General features: G+C 56.1%; 20 protein-coding genes. 14 read left to right on the top strand and 6 right to left on the bottom strand.

Going from position 1 to position 20,366, the window contains the following annotated elements; all coding sequences use genetic code 11:
* Positions 1–166: 166 nt before the first annotated feature.
* The 10 genes from DD597_RS25235 to trpS all read left to right on the top strand — a co-directional run bounded on the left by DD597_RS25235 (position 167) and on the right by trpS (position 8,589).
* On the top strand, positions 167–346 hold the full coding sequence (locus DD597_RS25235; protein WP_022651950.1) for a hypothetical protein: 180 nt from the start codon (positions 167–169) through the stop codon (positions 344–346).
* The gene (locus DD597_RS21395) at positions 336–740 is read left to right on the top strand and encodes a HofP DNA utilization family protein (RefSeq protein ID WP_003861627.1); all 405 of its coding nucleotides are present in this window, start codon (positions 336–338) and stop codon (positions 738–740) included. The genes DD597_RS25235 and DD597_RS21395 overlap by 11 nt, the downstream gene beginning before the upstream one ends.
* Entirely contained in the window at positions 652–1,890 is a 1,239-nt protein-coding gene (hofQ, locus tag DD597_RS21390; RefSeq protein ID WP_023314949.1) for a DNA uptake porin HofQ, read from the top strand. The genes DD597_RS21395 and hofQ overlap by 89 nt, the downstream gene beginning before the upstream one ends.
* A 286-nt stretch (positions 1,891–2,176) precedes the next feature.
* A complete protein-coding gene (aroK, locus tag DD597_RS21380; protein ID WP_003861630.1) occupies positions 2,177–2,698 on the top strand; it encodes a shikimate kinase AroK in 522 nt (173 codons plus the stop codon).
* A gap of 57 nt (positions 2,699–2,755) precedes the next feature.
* Positions 2,756–3,844, top strand: a complete 1,089-nt coding sequence (aroB, locus tag DD597_RS21375) for a 3-dehydroquinate synthase (protein WP_003861631.1) — start codon at positions 2,756–2,758, stop codon at positions 3,842–3,844.
* A gap of 92 nt (positions 3,845–3,936) precedes the next feature.
* The gene (gene damX, locus DD597_RS21370; RefSeq protein WP_003861632.1) at positions 3,937–5,241 is read left to right on the top strand and encodes a cell division protein DamX; all 1,305 of its coding nucleotides are present in this window, start codon (positions 3,937–3,939) and stop codon (positions 5,239–5,241) included.
* Positions 5,242–5,308: 67 nt separating this feature from the next.
* The gene (dam, locus tag DD597_RS21365) at positions 5,309–6,121 is read left to right on the top strand and encodes an adenine-specific DNA-methyltransferase (RefSeq protein WP_003861633.1); all 813 of its coding nucleotides are present in this window, start codon (positions 5,309–5,311) and stop codon (positions 6,119–6,121) included.
* A gap of 39 nt (positions 6,122–6,160) precedes the next feature.
* On the top strand, positions 6,161–6,838 hold the full coding sequence (gene rpe / locus DD597_RS21360; RefSeq protein WP_003861634.1) for a ribulose-phosphate 3-epimerase: 678 nt from the start codon (positions 6,161–6,163) through the stop codon (positions 6,836–6,838).
* Entirely contained in the window at positions 6,831–7,592 is a 762-nt protein-coding gene (gene gph, locus DD597_RS21355; RefSeq protein ID WP_032608044.1) for a phosphoglycolate phosphatase, read from the top strand. Before rpe ends, gph begins: the two co-directional genes overlap by 8 nt.
* The gene (trpS, locus tag DD597_RS21350) at positions 7,585–8,589 is read left to right on the top strand and encodes a tryptophan--tRNA ligase (protein ID WP_023298773.1); all 1,005 of its coding nucleotides are present in this window, start codon (positions 7,585–7,587) and stop codon (positions 8,587–8,589) included. The genes gph and trpS overlap by 8 nt, the downstream gene beginning before the upstream one ends.
* A gap of 72 nt (positions 8,590–8,661) precedes the next feature.
* On the opposite strand, the gene DD597_RS21345 is transcribed toward trpS, so the two are convergent.
* The 5 genes from DD597_RS21345 to tsgA all read right to left on the bottom strand — a co-directional run bounded on the left by DD597_RS21345 (position 8,662) and on the right by tsgA (position 14,795).
* Positions 8,662–8,832: a YhfL family protein gene (locus DD597_RS21345; RefSeq protein ID WP_008503029.1), complete on the bottom strand. Its 171-nt coding sequence runs from the start codon at positions 8,830–8,832 to the stop codon at positions 8,662–8,664.
* A 143-nt stretch (positions 8,833–8,975) separates the two neighbouring features.
* On the bottom strand, positions 8,976–10,349 hold the full coding sequence (gene cysG / locus DD597_RS21340) for a siroheme synthase CysG (protein WP_129256568.1): 1,374 nt from the start codon (positions 10,347–10,349) through the stop codon (positions 8,976–8,978).
* 134 nt (positions 10,350–10,483) lie between these two features.
* Entirely contained in the window at positions 10,484–10,810 is a 327-nt protein-coding gene (gene nirD, locus DD597_RS21335) for a nitrite reductase small subunit NirD (protein ID WP_022651948.1), read from the bottom strand.
* Positions 10,807–13,350 (bottom strand): nitrite reductase large subunit NirB, encoded by a 2,544-nt coding sequence (nirB, locus tag DD597_RS21330; protein WP_003861645.1) that lies wholly within the window; start codon positions 13,348–13,350, stop codon positions 10,807–10,809. Before nirB ends, nirD begins: the two co-directional genes overlap by 4 nt.
* Positions 13,351–13,610: 260 nt before the next feature.
* Positions 13,611–14,795, bottom strand: coding sequence for an MFS transporter TsgA (gene tsgA, locus DD597_RS21325; protein WP_023314943.1), 1,185 nt, complete (start codon positions 14,793–14,795; stop codon positions 13,611–13,613).
* 278 nt (positions 14,796–15,073) lie between these two features.
* Here tsgA and ppiA point away from each other — a divergent pair, with 278 nt between their 5' ends.
* From ppiA to DD597_RS21300, 4 genes are all read left to right on the top strand, one after another.
* Entirely contained in the window at positions 15,074–15,646 is a 573-nt protein-coding gene (gene ppiA / locus DD597_RS21315; protein ID WP_003861649.1) for a peptidylprolyl isomerase A, read from the top strand.
* Between the two features lie 105 nt (positions 15,647–15,751).
* Positions 15,752–16,336 carry a putative adenosine monophosphate-protein transferase Fic gene (locus DD597_RS21310; RefSeq protein ID WP_023323821.1) on the top strand — a complete coding sequence of 195 codons (585 nt, stop codon included), beginning with the start codon at positions 15,752–15,754 and terminating at the stop codon, positions 16,334–16,336.
* Positions 16,337–16,366: 30 nt separating this feature from the next.
* Positions 16,367–16,930, top strand: a complete 564-nt coding sequence (pabA, locus tag DD597_RS21305) for an aminodeoxychorismate synthase component 2 (RefSeq protein WP_003861654.1) — start codon at positions 16,367–16,369, stop codon at positions 16,928–16,930.
* 87 nt (positions 16,931–17,017) lie between these two features.
* Positions 17,018–18,238 (top strand): aspartate aminotransferase family protein, encoded by a 1,221-nt coding sequence (locus tag DD597_RS21300; protein ID WP_003861656.1) that lies wholly within the window; start codon positions 17,018–17,020, stop codon positions 18,236–18,238.
* Here DD597_RS21300 and DD597_RS21295 read toward each other — a convergent pair.
* Positions 18,235–20,322 carry a YccS/YhfK family putative transporter gene (locus tag DD597_RS21295; protein ID WP_050870196.1) on the bottom strand — a complete coding sequence of 696 codons (2,088 nt, stop codon included), beginning with the start codon at positions 20,320–20,322 and terminating at the stop codon, positions 18,235–18,237. The two genes, DD597_RS21300 and DD597_RS21295, sit on opposite strands and share 4 nt — an antisense overlap.
* Positions 20,323–20,366 lie beyond the last annotated feature (44 nt).

Here is a 20,366-nt window from a genome sequence, read left to right as displayed (position 1 = left end):
CAGGCCCGCTGCTCTGCGTTACGCCGATGTTCAGGCGCAGGCCATCAGTGCGAAGCGAATCAACGCCTCGCTGTGGCCAGAGGCCGGACGGCAAGCAGTGTTTACGCAAGTGACGCCCTCGCGGCCCTTTTCTCCCCTGGCATTTCAGCGTGAGGACGCAAGACTGGTGTACTGGAAGCCGCAGCAGAGTGGGGGAGAGCTGGCGCTGGATGCCTCATGGGGCGCGGTTCCGGCGCTCTTTTCCCGGCTGGCGCTTGAGAACGTGCGGGTGAGTGCGTTTTCCATCATCCCACAGGGCAAACAGTTACGCCTCAGCCTGCAACTGGAGATCGGTCATGCGCAGTAAAGCCCGTTTAGTCATCCTGCTTTCTCCGCTTTTCCTGACCGGGATGCGGGATCCCTTCTCTGTGCCGGAAGAGCGTTGCGCAGCCGGGCAGCTCAGCCAGTGGCGGTATCAGGGGATAGTCAGCGGCAGCAGGGATATCGGCCTTATGCAGGACGGGCAGAAACGCTGGCACCGGGTAAAAACGCAGATGCGGTTACCGACAGGCTGGCGGGTGAGCGCGATAGATAGACAACAACTGACCGTTGATGTCGGCGATATGTGCGAGCCGAAGCGATGGACATGGCAACGAGAAGGAACGAAAAAAAGTGAAGATAAGGATAGGGCTGTTACTGGCGGTACTCAGCCAGCCCCTGTGGGCCGCGACGCCAAAACCGGTCACCCTGCTGGTGGATGATGTCCCGGTGGTGCAAATATTACAGGCGCTGGTAGCGCAGGAGGATCGCAATCTGGTGGTGTCGCCGGATGTCAGCGGTTCGCTTTCGCTGAATTTAACGCGGGTGCCCTGGAGGCAGGCGCTTCAGACGGTAGTGAACAGCGCCGGGCTGGTATTGCGGGAAGAGGGCGGCATTTTTTATGTGCATACGGCGGCCTGGCAACGGGAGCAACAGACGCGTAAAGAGCAGGAGCGGGCCCAGCGTCTGCTCGACGCCCCGCTGCACTCTCACAGCATTCCGTTTGCTTATGCGGATGCGGCCGAATTGCAAAAAGCGGCGGAAAAGCTCTTAAGCCCGAAAGGCAGTCTCTCCGTCGACAAGCGCACCAACCGTTTCCTGGTCAGGGATAACCAGACGGTGGTGGATATGCTCCAGCGCTGGGCTGTGCAGATGGATCTGCCCGTCGAGCAGGTGGAACTGGCGGCGCAGATTGTGACCATCAGTGAAAAAAGCCTGCGTGAACTGGGGGTGAAATGGAACCTCGCTGACGCAACGGAGGCCAGTAAAGTGGGTCAGGTCACGACGCTGGGTGCGGACCTGTCGGTGGCCAGTGCGACCACCCACGCAGGGTTTAACATCGGGCGCATCAACGGCAGGATGCTGGATCTTGAGTTGTCGGCGCTTGAGCAAAAGCAGCAGGTGGATATCATCGCCAGCCCGCGGCTGCTGGCATCGCACATGCAGCCGGCCAGCATCAAGCAGGGCAGCGAAATTCCGTATCAGGTTTCCAGCGGCGAGAGCGGGGCGACATCCGTTGAATTTAAAGAAGCGGTATTAGGCATGGAGGTCACGCCGGTGGTTCTGCCGGGTGGTCGTGTGCGCCTGAAATTGCATATCAGTGAAAATATGCCCGGCCAGGTGCTGCAACAGGCAGACGGCGAAACGCTGGCGATCGATAAGCAGGAGATCGAAACGCAGGTTGAGGTAAAAAGTGGGGAAACGCTCGCGCTGGGCGGGATCTTTTCGCAAAAGAATAAAACCGGACGCGACAGCGTGCCCGTGCTGGGCAACATTCCGTGGCTGGGTCAGCTGTTCCGCCATGACGGAAAAGATAACGAACGGCGCGAGTTAGTGGTGTTTATCACGCCACGTCTGGTCAGTATTCAGTAATGGGTAACGATCCCCGCAATGATTTTGCATTCAGTTTGTTGCAGATGTTTGACGTGGGGCATGAATTAGCATACAAGGAGTACCGATTTGAGTTGGACTTACGTCTTATTTCCTTATGCGCCGGGAACGGTGATTTAATCAGTTGCCAAACAAGCCGGAGTATTGAGATAATTTTTCGTCTGACTCTCGCTCTATTGCAAATGAGGTTTCAGTTCATGTCCTGCTACGCCGGGTGTCTGCGCAGCGGGGATTACCATTAACGAATAGTCTTAGTAGTACCGAAAAAATGGCAGAGAAACGCAATATCTTTCTGGTTGGGCCTATGGGTGCCGGCAAAAGCACTATTGGGCGTCAGTTAGCTCAACAACTCAATATGGAATTTTACGATTCTGATCAAGAGATTGAGAAACGAACCGGAGCGGATGTGGGCTGGGTCTTCGACGTAGAAGGCGAAGAAGGTTTCCGTGACCGAGAAGAAAAAGTGATCAACGAACTCACGGAAAAACAGGGCATTGTGCTGGCAACTGGCGGCGGCTCTGTAAAATCTCGCGAAACCCGCAACCGTCTCTCCGCCCGTGGCGTAGTGGTCTATCTTGAGACGACCATCGAAAAACAGCTGGCACGCACGCAGCGTGATAAAAAGCGCCCGTTGTTGCAGGTTGAAACACCGCCACGTGAAGTTCTGGAAGCTTTGGCCGATGAACGCAATCCTCTGTACGAAGAGATTGCTGATGTGACCATTCGTACTGACGATCAAAGCGCTAAAGTGGTTGCAAACCAGATTATTCATATGCTGGAAAGCAACTGATTCTGGCTATATATACACTCGCCTGCGGGTAAAAGCATTTAAGGTGGATGTCGCGTCATGGAGAGGATTACAGTTACTCTCGGGGAACGTAGTTACCCTATCACCATCGCGGCTGGTTTGTTTAACGACCCAGCTTCCTTCTTACCACTGAAAGCGGGTGATCAGGCGATGCTGGTCACCAACGAGACGCTGGCTCCGCTTTATCTCGACCGTGTACGTCACCTGCTTGAGCAGGCGGGCGTGAAGGTCGACAGTGTGATTCTGCCCGATGGCGAGCAGTACAAAAGCCTGACGGTACTGGATACCGTCTTTACCGCACTTCTGCAAAAACCGCACGGTCGTGATACAACACTGCTTGCCCTGGGCGGCGGCGTTGTGGGCGATCTGACCGGTTTTGCAGCCGCCAGCTACCAGCGCGGCGTGCGCTTTATTCAAATTCCAACCACGTTGCTCTCACAGGTCGATTCTTCTGTGGGCGGTAAAACGGCGGTTAACCATCCGCTCGGCAAAAACATGATTGGCGCGTTCTACCAGCCCGCCTCGGTGGTGGTGGATCTCGACTGTCTGAAAACCTTGCCAGCGCGCGAACTGGCGTCCGGCCTTGCAGAAGTGATCAAATACGGCATTATTCTTGACGGGGAGTTCTTCACCTGGCTGGAAGAGAATATGGATGCGCTGCTGCGCCTCGACGGGCAGGCAATGGCCTACTGTATTCGCCGTTGTTGTGAGCTGAAAGCAGAAGTCGTTGCCGCAGATGAGCGTGAAACCGGCTTACGTGCTTTACTGAATCTGGGGCATACGTTTGGTCATGCGATCGAAGCCGAAATGGGCTACGGTAACTGGCTTCACGGTGAAGCTGTCGCTGCCGGAATGGTTATGGCGGCGCGTGCCTCTGAACGTCTGGGGCAGTTCAGGCCGGAAGAGACAGCACGTATCATCGCGTTGCTTAAACGTGCTGGCTTGCCGGTAAGTGGTCCGCAGGAAATGTCTGCGCAGGCGTACCTTCCCCACATGATGCGCGATAAAAAAGTATTAGCAGGTGAGATGCGTCTGGTACTCCCGCTTGCAATAGGGAAAAGTGAAGTGCGCGGCGGAGTGCCGCACGAAGTCGTACTTGGCGCTATTGCTGATTGTCAGCAAGCGTAACAACTAGAAAGGTCAGACCGCTGTAACAGGTGGTCGTTTTAGCTTCAGGTTAATGCAGAGTCGTTGGCAGAAGCCTTTGAGTGGGGTGTTAAATGGATGAATTCAAACCAGAAGACGAGCTGAAACCCGATCCCAGCGATCGTCGTACTGGTCGTTCTCGTCAATCTTCAGAACGTGATAACGAGCCGCAGATCAACTTTGACGATGTCGATCTGGATGCAGACGATCGTCGCCCTTCGCGTAGCCGCAACGCGCGCAATGAGCGTGAAGACGAGGAGTTTGAATCCGAAGAAGAGTTAATGGATGAACAGCCTGTTGAACGTCGACCGCGCAAGCGTAAAAAAGCGGTAGCGGCAAAACCGGCCTCCCGTCAGTACATCATGATGGGCCTTGGCGTTCTGGTGCTGGTATTGCTGATTGTCGGCATTGGTTCCGCGCTAAAAGCCCCTTCTACCCATTCTACCGAGCAGACCGCGTCTGCCGAGAAGAGCATCGACCTGTCTGGTAACGATGCGAGCAACCAGGCGAATGGCGCTCAGCCTGCGCCGGGCACCACTTCCGCAGAGCAGACCGCAGGCAACACCAGCGCCGGTCAGGATATCTCTCTGCCGCCTGTCTCTTCTACCCCGACTCAGGGCCAGGCGCCAGCTACGCCTGAAGGCCAGCAGCGTGTTGAGGTTCAGGGCGATCTGAACAACGCGCTGATGCAGCCGCAGAATCAGGAACAGGTTAACGCTGCCGTGGTGAACTCCACGCTGCCAACTGAACCAGCCACCGTTGCGCCAGTTCATGGCAGCAATGCCCAGCAGCAGACGGCGGCAACGGAAACCAAACCGCGCCAGACGCAGACTGCACCACGCCAGGAGCGTAAGCAGGCTGTGATTGAGCCGAAGCGTGAGACGAAACCACAGGCCGTGGCAAAAGCGCCAGAAACGAAAGCGCCAGCGCAGACAAAACCTGCGGTGAGCCAGCCGGTTAAAGCGCCAACGCCAGCAGCAACCGCTGCTCCGAAAGCGACGGCGACCACAGCGGCGCCTGCTGCAACAACACCTGCTGCAACAACACCTGCGGCTCCCGCAGCCAAAACGGGCGCTTCGCCAGGTAAAACGACGGGCAACGTGGGTTCTTTGCAGTCGGCCTCTTCCAGCAACTACACCCTTCAGCTGAGCAGTTCGTCTAACTATGACAACCTCAACGCCTGGGCGAAGAAATCGAATCTGAAAAACTACGTGGTTTATCAGACGACCCGTAACGGTCAACCGTGGTATGTGCTGGTGAGTGGTATTTATGCTTCCAAAGATGAAGCAAAACGTGCCGTTTCCACGCTGCCAGCCGACGTGCAGGCGAAAAACCCGTGGGCGAAGCCGATTCATCAGGTGCAGGCCGATCTGAAGTAATGTTTAAAGCGCAGGATGCTGTCGGAGCTTTCTCCACAGCCGGAGAAGGTGTAATCAGTTAGTCAGCATGAAAAAAAATCGCGCTTTTCTGAAATGGGCAGGGGGGAAATACCCCCTGCTCGACGATATTAAAAAGCACCTGCCGAAAGGCGAGTGTCTTATCGAGCCCTTCGTGGGTGCTGGATCGGTGTTCCTGAATACCGATTTTTCTCGTTATATCCTGGCGGATATCAACAGCGACCTTATTAGCCTCTATAACATCGTCAAACTGCGTACCGATGAGTATGTGGAAGAGGCACGGAAGCTGTTTACGCCAGAGAACAACAACCCGGACGTCTACTATCAGTTCCGCGCTGAGTTTAATCAAAGCCAGGATCCGTTCCGTCGCGCGCTGTTGTTTCTTTATCTCAACCGCCATGGCTACAACGGTCTGTGCCGGTATAATCTGCGTGGCGAGTTTAACGTGCCGTTTGGCCGCTATAAGCGTCCCTATTTCCCGCAGGACGAGCTGTATCACTTTGCTGAAAAAGCGCAGAATGCCGAGTTCTACTGTCTCTCATATGAAGAGTGCATGGAGCTGGCGGGCGTAAACTCGGTGGTCTACTGCGACCCGCCTTACGCGCCGCTGTCTGCCACGGCAAATTTCACCGCCTACCACACCAATAGCTTCAGCCCGGCCGAGCAGGCTCGTCTGGCTGAGATGGCGGAAAAGCTGGTCAGCAAAAGAATTCCGGTGTTAATTTCGAATCACGACACGCCTGATACGCGCGAATGGTACAAAGCCGCGAAGCATTTTCAGGTAAAAGTGCGGCGTAGCATTAGCAGCAACGGCGGCACACGTAAAAAGGTGGACGAACTTCTGGCGCTTTATCGACCCTGAGCCTTTGCCCGCCGGTAAACACATTTCAAGGAGATGCGGATGAAACAGTTTTTGATTGCCCCCTCAATTCTGTCGGCCGATTTTGCCCGCCTGGGTGAAGACACTGCCAAAGCTCTCGCGGCTGGCGCGGATGTCGTCCATTTCGACGTTATGGATAACCACTACGTTCCCAACCTGACCATCGGTCCGATGGTGCTTAAAGCGCTGCGTAACTACGGGATCACCGCGCCCATTGACGTGCATCTGATGGTGAAACCGGTTGACCGCATCGTACCCGATTTCGCCGCGGCGGGTGCCAGCATCATCACTTTCCACCCGGAAGCCTCCGAACACGTTGACCGCACGCTACAGCTGATCAAAGAGAACGGCTGTAAGGCGGGGCTGGTCTTTAACCCGGCGACCCCGCTGAGCTATCTCGACTACGTGATGGACAAGCTGGACGTGATCCTGCTGATGTCCGTCAACCCGGGCTTTGGTGGTCAGTCATTTATCCCTCAGACCCTCGACAAACTGCGTGAAGTGCGCCGCCGTATCGATGAGTCTGGCTATGATATTCGTCTGGAAGTGGACGGCGGCGTGAAGGTCAATAACATCGGTGAGATTGCGGCGGCAGGGGCGGATATGTTCGTCGCAGGCTCCGCCATCTTCGATCAACCGGATTACAAAAAAGTCATTGATGAAATGCGCCGTGAACTGGCGAAGGTAAGTCATGGATAAATTGCAGGCTATTCGGGGTGTAGCATTTGACCTCGACGGCACGCTGGTCGACAGCGCGCCAGGATTAACCAGCGCCGTCGATCAGGCGCTGTATGCCCTTGAACTCCCCGTTGCAGGCGAAGAGCGCGTCGTGACGTGGATTGGTAACGGTGCAGACGTGCTGATGGAGCGCGCGCTGACCTGGGCTCGTCAGGAGCGTGCCTCTCAGCGTTCCGCGCAAGGTAAACCGAGTGTTGACCACGCGGATATTCCCCAGGATGAGCAGCAGCGTATTCTGCGCAAACTGTTCGACCGTTTCTACGAAGAGACTGTCGAAGAGGGCAGCTTCCTGTTCCCGGATGTCGCTGAAACGCTGAGCGCGCTATATGCTAAAGGCATCCCGCTGGGGCTGGTAACTAACAAGCCGACACCGTTCGTTGCGCCTCTGCTGGAAGCGCTGGATATCGCGAAATACTTCTCCGTGATTGTGGGCGGCGATGACGTACAGAATAAAAAGCCGCATCCGGAACCGCTATTGCTGGTGGCAGGAAAATTATCCTTAGCACCTGCGGAGCTGCTCTTTGTCGGGGATTCCCGCAATGATATTCTGGCTGCCAGAGCGGCAGGTTGCCCGTCGGTTGGGTTGACCTACGGCTACAACTACGGTGAAGCCATTACGCTGAGTGAGCCGGACGTTGTGTTCGACCACTTCAAAGATTTGTTGCCCGCACTCGGGCTCTCGCACAGTGAACATCAGGAATTGAATAATGACTAAGCCCATCGTTTTTAGTGGCGCACAGCCTTCAGGTGAACTGACCATTGGTAACTACATGGGTGCGTTACGTCAGTGGGTGAGCATGCAGGATGACTACCACTGCATTTACTGCATCGTGGATTTGCATGCTATCACCGCGCGTCAGGATCCAGAGAAGCTTCGCAAAGCAACGCTCGATACGCTGGCGCTGTACCTGGCGTGCGGTATCGATCCCGAGAAGAGCACCATTTTCGTTCAGTCTCACGTACCAGAGCACGCGCAGCTGGGCTGGGCGCTGAACTGCTACACCTATTTCGGCGAGCTGAGCCGCATGACCCAGTTCAAGGATAAGTCTGCGCGCTACTCTGAGAACATCAACGCCGGTCTGTTTGACTATCCGGTGCTGATGGCGGCCGACATTCTGCTGTACCAGACCAACCAGGTGCCGGTGGGTGAAGACCAGAAGCAGCACCTGGAGCTGAGCCGCGATATTGCCCAGCGCTTCAATGCGCTTTACGGCGACGTGTTCAAAGTGCCTGAGCCGTTTATTCCGAAATCCGGCGCGCGCGTGATGTCCCTGCTGGAGCCGACCAAAAAGATGTCCAAGTCTGACGATAACCGCAACAACGTTATCGGCCTGCTGGAAGATCCGAAATCGGTGGTGAAAAAGCTCAAGCGTGCGGTGACCGACTCCGATGAGCCGCCAGTGGTGCGCTACGACGTGCAGAACAAAGCGGGCGTATCCAACCTGCTGGACATTCTCTCCGGTGTGACCGGACAGAGCATCCCTGAGCTGGAAAAACACTTTGAAGGCAAGATGTACGGCCACCTGAAAGGCGAAGTGGCAGACGCCGTTTCCGGCATGCTGACCGAGTTGCAGGAGCGCTATCACCGTTACCGTAACGACGAAGCGTTCCTGCAAAAAGTGATGAAAGAGGGCGCAGAAAAAGCCAGCGCGCGCGCGTCGGAAACCCTGAAAGCGGTGTACGAGGCGATTGGGTTTGTGGCGAAACCTTAAGCCGCCACCCGACAAATACGGACTCAATAAAAAAACCGGGAAATTCCCGGTTTTTTTACGCCTGAAAAACGCTTACTGCTGTGCCGCCGGGCCGCAACCGCCGATGATCTTCGAAATGGAGATCGCCGGATGCAGCAGGTAATCGTAACTGCAATTATTTTTAGTATTTTGAACGTGACCGGTGCAGGCCGTCAGAGTTGATAACAGGCCGACCAGAACGGCAGCTTTTGCCAGTTTGAACATACGCATTCCTTGTCTAAAAATCTAAAATTGGATGTAACACGAGGGAATAAATGGAAAAGTTCCATTATGCGGGCGGTATGTTATCGACTGAGGTATGAAGGGAGTAGTCCGCATAAGGACTACTCCAGGAAGAGAGACTATGGTTAGTGGTTTGAGAACCAGTTCAGCTTTTCGCGCAGCTCAACCACGCGTCCAACAACGATCAGCGCCGGGCTTTGAACCTGCTGCGCCAGCTCGCCCAGCTGCGTCAGCACGCCATCAACCACGCGCTGCGTAATGGCGGTACCGTTTTCTACCAGCGCGACCGGCATATCTGCTTCCATGCCGTGCTCCAGCAGTTTCGCCTGAATAGTGGCGGCCTGATTTAGCCCCATATAGAAGACCAGCGTCTGCTTTTCAGCGGCCAGATTATGCCAGTCCAGCTCGCTGCCGGTTTTCAGGTGGCCCGTCACCAGGCGCACGCTCTGGGCATAGTCGCGATGGGTTAACGGAATGCCGGAATAGGCAGAACAGCCGGATGCCGCCGTAATACCCGGCACCACGGAGAATGGAATGCCCGCGTTGCAGAGAGTTTCCAGCTCCTCGCCGCCGCGACCAAAGATAAAGGGATCGCCCCCTTTCAGACGCACCACACGCTTACCTTTCTGCGCTTCCCGCAGCAGGATCTGGTTGATCTCCTCCTGCGGTACGCAGTGATAACCTGCCCGTTTGCCGACGAACACGCGGTCAGCATCGCGGCGCACCAGATTCATGATGTCATCAGAGACCAGACGGTCATACACCACGATGTCCGCCTGCTGGATCTGCTGGAGACCCTTCAGCGTCAGCAAGCCCGCATCGCCGGGACCTGCGCCCACCAGTACCACTTCACCGCGATGGTCCAGCGGCTCGCTCAGGAGCTGTTCGGTCGTCTCTTCAACGGCTTTGGCGTCCTGATTGGCCAGCGACTGCGCCAGCCTGTCGTTGACAAAGAACTTCTCCCAGAAGCGACGGCGTTCGCCCACGGTTGCGAAGGTTTGCTTCACGCGGGAACGCAGCTGCCCGGCGTATTGGGCAATCTGGCCAAGATGCTGCGGCAGCACGGCTTCCAGTTTTTCCCGCAGCAGACGGGCAAGAACGGGCGAGCGGCCACCGGACGATACCGCAATCATCAGCGGCGAGCGGTCGATAATGGATGGCATGATAAAGCTCGCCTCTTTCGGCGCATCCACCACGTTACAGAAGATGCGGCGCGCTTCGCAGGCGTCGCTGACGCGCTGGTTAACGTCATCGTTATCCGTTGCGGCGATGGTCAGCCAGCAGGTATCCAGCAGGGATTCATCAAATTCGCCCTGCACCTGCGTGAGCATCCCTTCCTGCGCCCAGACGTCAAACTGTGGGGCGAAGGTGAGGGCGTTAACGGTCAGTCGGGCGCCCGCCTCTAACAGCAGGCGCGCCTTACGTTCAGCCACATCGCCGCCGCCCACGAGCAGGCAGTCGCGGTTGCGTAATTGACAAAAAATCGGCAGGTGATCCACGACGTTACCTCACAGCATTCATGGCGGGGGAAGAATTGACGTCAGGATAACAGCAGGAATCGTACAGAACATACGGTTTTTCCTGCCGTTACCCATAAGGGGTCATAAGCCTTTCCTATTGAAAAGGCGAGGGGTTACCCTTTCAGCTGCACCTCGCCGTCCTTCACGCGGACGTCGTAGTGTTTGACCGAGAAGCTTTCATCTTCCATGCAGCGCCCGTCGGTTAAGCGGAAGCGCTGCTTTTTCAGCGGGCTGGCAACCCACAGTTCGCCCTGGTGCTCCGCAATCAGACCGCGGGAGAGCACGCTGGCCTCGAAGAACGGGTCGATATTGCTGATGGCATAGACCTGTTCATCGTGGCGAGGACGGAAAATCGCCACCTGCTCGTTGCCCAGCAGGGCACAGACGCCGGTTGCTGGCAGAATGTCGTTAATATTGCAGATGTTTACCCACTGGCTCATGCGTTTTCCTCCACCAGCATCACCGGAATACGTTCATACGGGGTCGCTGGACGATGCTGTTCACGCTCCGGCACCACCTGCACGTTCGGGTCGCGCTGGGTGCTGTTGATAAAGTGTTTGAAGCGCGTCTGCGCCGCTGGCGTGTTCACGGTTTCGGTCCACTCGCAAATCACCGCCTCGCGCAATCGAGTCATCTCGGATTCCAGCTGTTCATTCAGGCCCAGCTTGTCGTCGATAATGACTGACTTCAGGTAGTCGATGCCGCCTTCGAGATTATCCAGCCAGGACGCGGTACGGGTCAGCTTATCGGCGGTACGAATGTAGAACATCATGAAGCGGTCGAGGTATTTGATCAGCGTATCGCGATCGAGATCGGCGGCCAGCAGATCCGCGTGGCGAGGTTTCATCCCGCCGTTGCCGCACACGTACAGGTTCCAGCCTTTCTCGGTGGCAATAATACCCACGTCTTTACCCTGCGCTTCCGCACATTCGCGGGTACAGCCGGAGACGCCGAACTTCATTTTGTGCGGGGTACGGATGCCTTTGTAGCGGTTTTCCAGCTCAACGCCGAATCCCACGCTGTCGCCGACGCCGTAGCGACACCAGGTGCTGCCCACGCAGGTTTTCGCCATGCGCAGCGCTTTGGCGTACGCGTGGCCGGTTTCGAAGCCCGCTTCAATCAGCTGACGCCAGATTTCCGGCAGGTCGTCCTTCTGCGCGCCGAACAGGCCGATACGCTGGGAACCGGTGATTTTGGTGTACAGGTTAAACTCACGGGCGATACGACCCACGGCGACCAGCCCTTCCGGGGTGATTTCCCCTCCGGCAGAACGCGGGATCACCGAGTAAGTCCCGTCTTTCTGAATATTGGCCAGGAAGTTATCGTTGGTGTCCTGAAGCGGAGTGTGTTCTGGTTTGAGCACATATTCGTTCCAGCAGGACGCCAGCAGCGAACCAACGGTAGGCTTACATACCTCACAGCCATAGCCCTGGCCGTGTTTCTCCAGCAGTTCGTCAAAGGACTTAATGCCTTCCACGCGGATCAGGTGGTACAGCTCCTGGCGAGAGTAAGCGAAGTGCTCGCACAGGTTGTTGTTCACTTCAATGCCCTGTTTTGCCAGCTCGGCGTTCAGTACCTGGGTGACCAGAGGAATACAGCCGCCGCAGCCGGTCCCGGCTTTGGTTTCCGCCTTCAGCGCCGCAACGGTGTGGCAGCCTTTGTTAATGGCGGAGATCAGCATGCCTTTGGTGACGTCGAAGCAGGAACAGATTTGCGCGCTGTCCGGCAGTTTATCCACACCGATGGACGGCTTACCGCTGGAGGCGTGCGCCGGGAGGATCAGCGCGTCCGGGTTTTCCGGCAGCTCAATGGCGTTCAATACCAGCTGGAGCAGGTTGCCGAAGTCGCTGGTGTCGCCCACCAGCACCGCCCCGAGCAGGGTTTTGTTGTCCTGGCTGACGATAAGACGTTTGTAGACTTCTTTGCTTTCGTCCAGATAAACATAGCTGCGGGAGTTCGGGGTGCGACCATGCGCATCGCCAATACCGCCCACGTCCACGCCCAGCAGCTTCAGCTTGGCGCTCATGTCTGCGCCGGTGAAGGCGTTTTCGCTGCCCAGGATATGATCCACGGCGACCTGCGCCATTTTGTACCCAGGCGCGACCAGGCCGAATACGCGGTTGTTCCAGCTGGCGCATTCGCCGATGGCGTAAATATCCGGGTCGGAGGTCTGGCAGGTGTCGTTAATCATGATCCCACCGCGCTGCGCGACGGCCAGACCGCATTGCGTTGCCAGCTTGTCGCGCGGGCGGATACCGGTGGAGAAGACGATGAAGTCCACTTCCAGCTCGCTGCCGTCGGCAAAGCGCATGGTTTTGCGTGCTTCAGTCCCTTCCTGAACGATCTCTTTGGTGTTTTTGCTGGTGTGAACTTTCACGCCCATGCTTTCGATCTTACGGCGCAGCTGATCGCCACCCATGTGGTCGAGCTGTTCGGCCATCAGCATCGGGGCAAATTCGATAACGTGGGTTTCAACGCCGAGGTTTTTCAGCGCGCCTGCCGCTTCCAGACCCAGCAGACCACCGCCGACAACCGCGCCGCGTTTGCTTCGACGTGCGCAGGATTCAATGGCGTTGAGGTCTTCAATGGTACGGTAAACGAAGCAATCCTGGGTTTCCGACCCTTTAATAGGCGGGATCCACGGATACGAGCCCGTCGCCATGATCAGCTTATCGTAAAAAACCGTACGTCCGGCGCTGGAGTGGATTACTTTCTCCTGACGGTTGATGGTGATAGCGCGTTCGCCCACCAGCACTTTTACGCCATGCTTCTCGTAGAACCCTTCACGCACCAGAGAGAGCTCTTCGGCGGTATGGTGAGAGAAGTAGGAAGACAAGTGCACACGGTCGTACGCCTTGCGGGGTTCTTCACAGAACACGGTAATATCGAACTGCTCAGCATCGGCTTTATCGAGAAGATCCTCAATAAAGCGGTGGCCGACCATGCCGTTACCGATGATAGCGAGTCTGACTTTGCTCATTTTTGCCTCGATTTCTTTTCTATTACTGCCTACCTTAACGATTCAGCAGGGGCACTTATTGATGCAAATCAAATACGCCTTCACCTACCCCTTAGGGGGTATATCTATGATTTGTCAGGATTTTTATAAGTGACGGATATTGTTTGATTTTTGTGCTTGTTCGTTTTTCGCACAAAATTAATGGGGTTTTTACCCATCGGCGGGCAGGGCGGGTGAGCACAGGGGAAACCCCTTTGCAGCTCGCAAAGGGGTTATGGCGATTAGTGGGTAGCTGTTGACGGGTTGTGTTGACGGTGACGGGTCACAAAGCCCAGCACGAAGCACATGATAAACACCACGGCGTATAGACCGTTAGCGGTATGCAGCGCCGCCAGCGGGCCGCTGTGCGCAACAATCGGGCCCGTGACCACGAAGGTCAGCATGGTGCCGATGGTGCCGCAGGTCAGCACAAAGTTCACCAGCTTTGGCGAGGCCACTTTGGTCTGAAGAGAGCCAAGGGTGATGATCGAGGTATAAATCGCGCTGGAGAAGAAGCCCAGGGTCAGGATGAACCACGGCATATGCTCCGGGGAACCGTTGATGAACAGATACATCAGCACGGTCGCCAGACCCGCCAGAACGGTCAGGATCCGTTGCAGGTCGAAGAAGCGCAGGATAAAGCTAAATGCCCACATGCCGAACATGTAAGACATCCAGAAATCGCTCACCAGTTTACCCGCGTCGTTCAGGCTCATGCCCAGACCTTTAGCATACTCTGGAACCCAGGAGATAAAGCCCAGCTGGCCGAGGATGTAACACAGCGCGGCGATGGAGAGGAACAGTACGCCGATACCCCATTTTTCTTTCGCAACCGGCTCGGATGTTGTCTGCGCTTTTTTGCCCAGCACCGGGAACTCGCAGCCGAAGGTGAGAATAAAGATCGCGACATAGACCAGACCAATGCAGGCATATACCCAGTACCACTCAATGCTGCGCGCCAGAAGATACGCGGCGACCATCGGGAAAATCATCCCGGCCATGCTGAAGAAGGAGTCGGTGAACAGCAGACGCGCGCCGCGCTGGCGGCCTTCATACATGTGCGTAATCAGAAACGTACCGATCGACATGGTGATCCCGCTCACCAGGCCCAGTACGAACATGGCGGCAGAGAAGAGGGCGATGCTGTGGCTCAACATCAGGCCCGCCACGGCGGCAACCATCAGCACGAAGCCAAAACGCAGCTGCGTTTTCAACGGCACGATTTCCATCAGCCAGGCATTAAGGAAAATAGAGATCAGGATCCCCGCGTTCAGGAAGGTGAAGGTGTTACTCATGCTGGAAACGGGCAGCTGGAAGTAGTCTGCGATATTTCCCATCACCATCCCGGTGACGATCACCAACGCGCCGGTCAGGGCGTAAGAGAAGAAGCTAATCCATGTGAGCTTAATGCGATTGCTGTTAGTCATGTCTGGCCTGTTAAAAGTAAAGAAAAACGCAATGACTGCGTTTGAGCGGGCAGATTTTAGTCGCGAAAGTGATCTAATTAAATCTTTTCAGAAAATTTTGAGCACAATTGCAGGTTTTAACGTGATGCAGATCACATTACGTTGCAGGGTGAACAATCGTTTGCGCGGTAATAATTGTTTCAATTTGGTAAAATTAGGTAAAAGACTGGTCTGGGTTCATACTGCTCTTTAGAATCAAGCCATTCGCTTTTTATACTGCGCTTTGTTAAGGAATTCTCATGCTCAAATCAACACTGGCGGCTGTTGCAGCTGTGTTTGCTCTTTCTGCCGTTTCCCCTGCTGCGCTGGCAGCCAAAGGAGACCCTCACGTCCTGCTGACTACCTCTGCGGGGAATATTGAGCTGGAGCTGGATAGCCAGAAAGCCCCTGTTTCGGTGAAAAACTTCCTCGACTACGTGAACAGTGGTTTTTATAACAACACCACGTTCCACCGCGTGATCCCGGGCTTTATGATTCAGGGTGGCGGTTTTAACGAGCAGATGCAGCAGAAACAGCCCAACCCGCCCATCAAAAATGAAGCTGACAACGGCCTGTTGAACAAGCGCGGCACCATCTCCATGGCGCGTACGGCGGACAAAGACAGCGCCACCAGCCAGTTCTTCCTCAACGTGGCTGATAACGCCTTCCTGGACCACGGTCAGCGCGACTTTGGCTACGCGGTGTTTGGCAAAGTGGTGAAAGGCATGGACGTGGCGGATAAGATCTCTCAGGTTCAGACTCACGATGTCGGTCCATACCAGAATGTGCCGACTAAGCCTGTCGTCATTCTCTCCGCGAAAGTGCTGCCGTAATCGTTCCCTCACACGGGCACATCTTGCCCGTGTCTTTCCGCCCTCCCTGCGAAAGCGCGTTTTGCTGCTTATACTTGTGGCAAACGGACTATTCAGGGAGGCGTAGTGAAAAAACTCACCGACAAGCAAAAATCCCGTCTCTGGGAGCAACAACGTAATGTCAATTTTCAGGCCAGCTGCCTCCTTGAAAAAGGTAAGGGGCCCGCTGAACCCGATATCGAGACGCTGGAACTGGGGCCTTCCGCACCGGGTTTACCCCATCTGTGTCTTATTCACCGCCATTTATTCCGCAACGAAATGAAAGGCGCGGGCGAGCTGCGCACCGCCGATATTTCCAAGGGCGACATTCCTTTTTGCCATTTCGAGTACATCGAGAAAGTGGGTAATGAGCTGATGGCTTCGCTGGAAAGTGATAAATATCTGGTAGGCCTTCAGAAAGAAGAGTTTACAGACAGAATCAGTCATTACTACTGTGAAATCAACATGCTACATCCGTTTATGAGCGGTAATGGCGTGGCCCAGCGGATCTTCTTTGAACAACTGGCTATTCATGCGGGCTACGTGCTGAACTGGCAGGGGATCGACCCGGACGACTGGGCTGCCGCCAACCAGAGCGGGGCGATGGGGGATTTGACCGCCCTGAACGTCATCTTCGCCAAAGTTGTGAGCGAAGCGCGGGAATCTGCGTAAAATAGGGCGGCCATTTTTTCAGGAGCCGCCATGATTTTGCTGATTGATAACTATGATTCCTTTACCTGGAACCTCTACCAGTATTTTTGCGAGCTGGGGGCAGAGGTGGTTGTCCGCCGTAACGATGAGATCGCGCTGGATGACATTGACGCGCTGGCACCTCAGAAAATCGTGATTTCGCCCGGGCCGTGTACCCCGTCGGAGTCCGGCATCTCGCTGGCGGTAATCCAACACTATGCGGGCAAACTGCCGATTCTGGGCGTCTGCCTGGGTCACCAGGCCATTGCGCAGGTCTTTGGCGCCACCATTGTCCGTGCCGCGAAAGTCATGCATGGCAAAACCTCACCGATCACACACACCGGTACCGGCGCATTCCTGGGGCTAAACAATCCGTTAACCGTGACGCGCTACCATTCTCTGATTATTGATCCGCCGACCCTGCCGGCCTGCTTTGAGGTTACCGCCTGGAGCGAGACGCAGGAGATCATGGGCATTCGCCACCGCGAGTACGATCTGGAAGGTGTGCAGTTCCACCCGGAAAGCATTCTCAGCGAACAGGGGCACGCGCTGCTGGCCAATTTCCTTAATCGCTGAATATCGGTTGCCTTGCTGTGATTTTTTATGCATATTTTGTGATTATATTTTCACAATAACTGTGACATAAAAATGGATGGTCATGACATGGCAACTGAACAACCAGCAATTACCCGCGCGACATTCGATGAAGTGATCCTGCCGATTTATGCACCGGCTGAGTTTATCCCGGTGAAAGGGAGAGGCAGCCGCGTCTGGGATCAGCAGGGCAACGAGTATGTTGATTTCGCAGGCGGTATTGCGGTGACGGCACTGGGCCATTGCCATCCTGCGCTGGTGGACGCGCTGAAAACGCAGGGCGAAACGCTGTGGCACACCAGCAACGTGTTCACCAACGAACCGGCGCTGCGTCTGGGGCGTAAGATCATCGATGCCACCTTCGCCGAACGCGTGCTGTTTATGAACTCCGGCACCGAAGCCAACGAAACTGCCTTTAAGCTGGCGCGCTACTACGCAACCACGCGTCATAGTCCGTACAAAACCAAAATCATCGCCTTCCATAACGCCTTCCACGGTCGCTCGTTCTTTACCGTTTCCGTGGGCGGCCAGCCGAAGTATTCCGACGGCTTTGGTCCGAAACCTGCGGATATCATCCACGTGCCGTTTAACGATCTGCACGCCGTTAAAGCGGTGATGGACGATCACACCTGTGCCGTGGTGGTCGAGCCCATTCAGGGGGAAGGCGGCGTCACGGCGGCCACCCCGGAATTTCTGCAAGGGCTGCGCGAACTGTGTGACGAGCACCAGGCGCTGCTGGTGTTTGATGAAGTGCAGTGTGGGATGGGGCGTACCGGGGATCTGTTCGCTTATATGCACTACGGCGTAACGCCGGATATTCTGACCAGCGCGAAAGCGCTCGGCGGCGGTTTCCCGGTCAGTGCGGTACTCACTACCCAGGATATCGCTTCCGCATTTCATGTGGGCTCACACGGCTCCACCTACGGCGGTAATCCGCTGGCGTGTGCCGTGGCGGGTGCGGCGTTCGATATCATTAATACGCCGGACGTCCTGAATGGCGTGAATGCGAAACGCGATCTGTTTGTGAAACATCTTCAGCAGATTGACGAACAGTTTGATGTCTTCAGCGAAATCCGCGGAATGGGGCTGCTGATTGGCGCCGAGTTGAAGCCTCAGTATAAAGGCCGCGCGCGCGATTTCCTGCACGCCGCCGCGCACGAAGGCGTCATGGTGCTCAATGCCGGGCCGGACGTGATGCGCTTTGCGCCATCGCTTGTGGTGGAAGACAAAGACATCGAAGACGGATTAACCCGTTTTGCCGCGGCAGTCGCGAAGATCGTCAGCGGCTAATACGCGGTTCGTTTTAACCGGCGCGTTAACCAAATCCCGTGATGCGGGCGCTGACGCCATGCCACCGACGAAATGGTGTGCATGGTGTTCAGGTGGCCGAGAACGCGCTGTAAATGCTGCTCAAGGGTGCTCATCGGCCCGTGGGTCAGCGTCTCCGGCGCTTCCAGAATGTTCGAATCACCTGACTCGCCCGGTGCATCATACTCCAGGCGCTGCTGACAGCGCTGCAACGCAATTTCACACGACTGCAAATAGCGCTGCGCCAGATCCGGCGTCAGCATCGTGTGCTCCCGCGCCAGCGTCGTCATGGCATTGATGTGCTCGACGATAAACTGGCTGTGCGTGACCCACAGCTTCATGTCAGCCAGATAGTGCGCGTTAAAGCCCGGCTCCTGCATGGCCTGGTTAAGGGAGTTGAACAGGGCGTTATGCGCCTGGTTGACCTTCATGCGCTCGTAGGCCAGCGGAGAGGGCTGTGGGTCATCGCTCAGGATCAGACGAATGGCCTGCTGGTCAGCTTCCAGCGCGTCGTGGGCGTTCTGCCTCAACAGCCCGCTCTGCCACTGCGGCCACAGCCAGACCATGCCGCCAAAGGCGATCAGGCAGCCAATCAGCGTATCGACCAGACGGGCAATAATAAACTGTTCCCCGTTAAGCGTGAGCAGTTGAAGGGTATACACCGCCGTCACCGTAAAGCCCACCATCGCCCAGCCGTAGTTTTTGCGGATAATCAGATAGCTCACCAGCGTGATTGCCAGCATACCGGCCAGGGTATAGCCCTCCGGCACGTGGAAGTGCAGCGTTATGCCCGCGATAATCAGCCCCGCCATCGTGCCGCCCGCCCGATGCAGAATACGGACCCGCGTGGCGCCATAGCCGTTCTGGGTAACAAACAGTACGGTCATTAAGATCCAGTAGGGTTTCGGCAGGTGCAGGGCCATTCCCATCAGGCTGGCGATGCTCAGCATCACACTGATCCGTGCGGCATTGCGCAGGGCAGAAGATTTCAGTGAAAGATAGCTTTTGAGCGCGGGCAGCAGCGGCAGCCGTTTTTGCTTATCGGCCATCAGGTCGCGGGCATAAAGCGGGCGCTGGGTGCGTAACACCCGGGCGATGCGGCTGAAATGCCAGGCAGCAAATTGCCCGACCGGGTTATCCGCGTGCTGACGCGCAATCTTTTCCAGCGCGCCGAGCTGTTTGTCCATGTTAAAGCGCGTCGGGTAGCGGTGATAGAGGATATCGTCAGCCAGCACCCGCAGGCGGGCCGCGACGGTCTGCGCGTTCCAGCGGATCACCGCTTCTGCATGGCTGCGCTCCACCAGCTTTTGCACCTCTTCCGGATTATGAAGGCTGACGGAGATATGCTCCTGCAAATCCAGCCCGACCTGGAAGATTCGCAGCAGCCGCTTGTATTCATGATTTTTGTTGGCGGCAAGCATGTGCAACTGCTGATAGCACTGGCTGATCAGATCCACCACTTTTTGCTGGCGCGCCAGTAGCGGCGGCAGGGATTTTTCCGGGTCGGTATGTTGAGTGAGCAGGGTGTATTTTGCTTCGCAGTATTCAGCAAGCTGCACGTAGAGCAGGCTCAGGGATTCGCGCAGCGGCTGTTCCCGCCACAGCCAGAACCAGAACCAGTTAAACAGCCCGTACCACAGCGTGCCGAGGGCGTAGATCAGCAATGGCTCCCACACCGGCATATTACCTGCAAGGCTTAAGGTGAAGATGGCGGCAATCAGCGACGCGGGAAGCAGGCGGGCGTGCAGCGAGCTGATTTCGGCGGTGACGCCGAGCGTCATCGCCAGCACGGTCAGGATCAACGGCAGAGGAATGTCGCGGGCCAGTAAGAGTTGTACGGCAAGGCTACAGCCGGCAAACAGGCAGCCGCCAATAATCAGACGTTTAAAAAAGCGTTTATGCGGCGTATCCAGACCGGCAATGTTGCAGCAGGCGGGCACGAGGGAAAACAGCAGGCCTTGCTGAAGATGTCCGAGGAGCAGGCCCACGGCCACGGGAAGACACAACACCAGCGTTTGTCGTAGTGCGTAGTTAACTTCCGGGTGATAGATCAGCCTGCGCCACATGAGGAGTAGAGACAAAAACGGCGTGCCACCCTGCGGCGGCACGC

The organism is Enterobacter cloacae complex sp. 677-3DZ2D5B, assembly GCF_004136695.1.
Taxonomy (GTDB): domain Bacteria; phylum Pseudomonadota; class Gammaproteobacteria; order Enterobacterales; family Enterobacteriaceae; genus Enterobacter; species Enterobacter hormaechei_C.
This window is presented reverse-complemented; position numbering and strand designations above follow the sequence as displayed.

Coding starts and splice junctions, on each gene's coding strand:
- DD597_RS21395 (WP_003861627.1), top strand. CDS start 336: ATGCGCAGTAAAGCCCGTTTAGTCATCCTGCTTTCTCCGCTTTTCCTG.
- aroK (WP_003861630.1), top strand. CDS start 2,177: ATGGCAGAGAAACGCAATATCTTTCTGGTTGGGCCTATGGGTGCCGGC.
- aroB (WP_003861631.1), top strand. CDS start 2,756: ATGGAGAGGATTACAGTTACTCTCGGGGAACGTAGTTACCCTATCACC.
- damX (WP_003861632.1), top strand. CDS start 3,937: ATGGATGAATTCAAACCAGAAGACGAGCTGAAACCCGATCCCAGCGAT.
- dam (WP_003861633.1), top strand. CDS start 5,309: ATGAAAAAAAATCGCGCTTTTCTGAAATGGGCAGGGGGGAAATACCCC.
- rpe (WP_003861634.1), top strand. CDS start 6,161: ATGAAACAGTTTTTGATTGCCCCCTCAATTCTGTCGGCCGATTTTGCC.
- gph (WP_032608044.1), top strand. CDS start 6,831: ATGGATAAATTGCAGGCTATTCGGGGTGTAGCATTTGACCTCGACGGC.
- trpS (WP_023298773.1), top strand. CDS start 7,585: ATGACTAAGCCCATCGTTTTTAGTGGCGCACAGCCTTCAGGTGAACTG.
- DD597_RS21345 (WP_008503029.1), bottom strand. CDS start 8,832: ATGTTCAAACTGGCAAAAGCTGCCGTTCTGGTCGGCCTGTTATCAACT.
- nirD (WP_022651948.1), bottom strand. CDS start 10,810: ATGAGCCAGTGGGTAAACATCTGCAATATTAACGACATTCTGCCAGCA.
- nirB (WP_003861645.1), bottom strand. CDS start 13,350: ATGAGCAAAGTCAGACTCGCTATCATCGGTAACGGCATGGTCGGCCAC.
- tsgA (WP_023314943.1), bottom strand. CDS start 14,795: ATGACTAACAGCAATCGCATTAAGCTCACATGGATTAGCTTCTTCTCT.
- ppiA (WP_003861649.1), top strand. CDS start 15,074: ATGCTCAAATCAACACTGGCGGCTGTTGCAGCTGTGTTTGCTCTTTCT.
- pabA (WP_003861654.1), top strand. CDS start 16,367: ATGATTTTGCTGATTGATAACTATGATTCCTTTACCTGGAACCTCTAC.
- DD597_RS21300 (WP_003861656.1), top strand. CDS start 17,018: ATGGCAACTGAACAACCAGCAATTACCCGCGCGACATTCGATGAAGTG.
- DD597_RS21295 (WP_050870196.1), bottom strand. CDS start 20,322: ATGTGGCGCAGGCTGATCTATCACCCGGAAGTTAACTACGCACTACGA.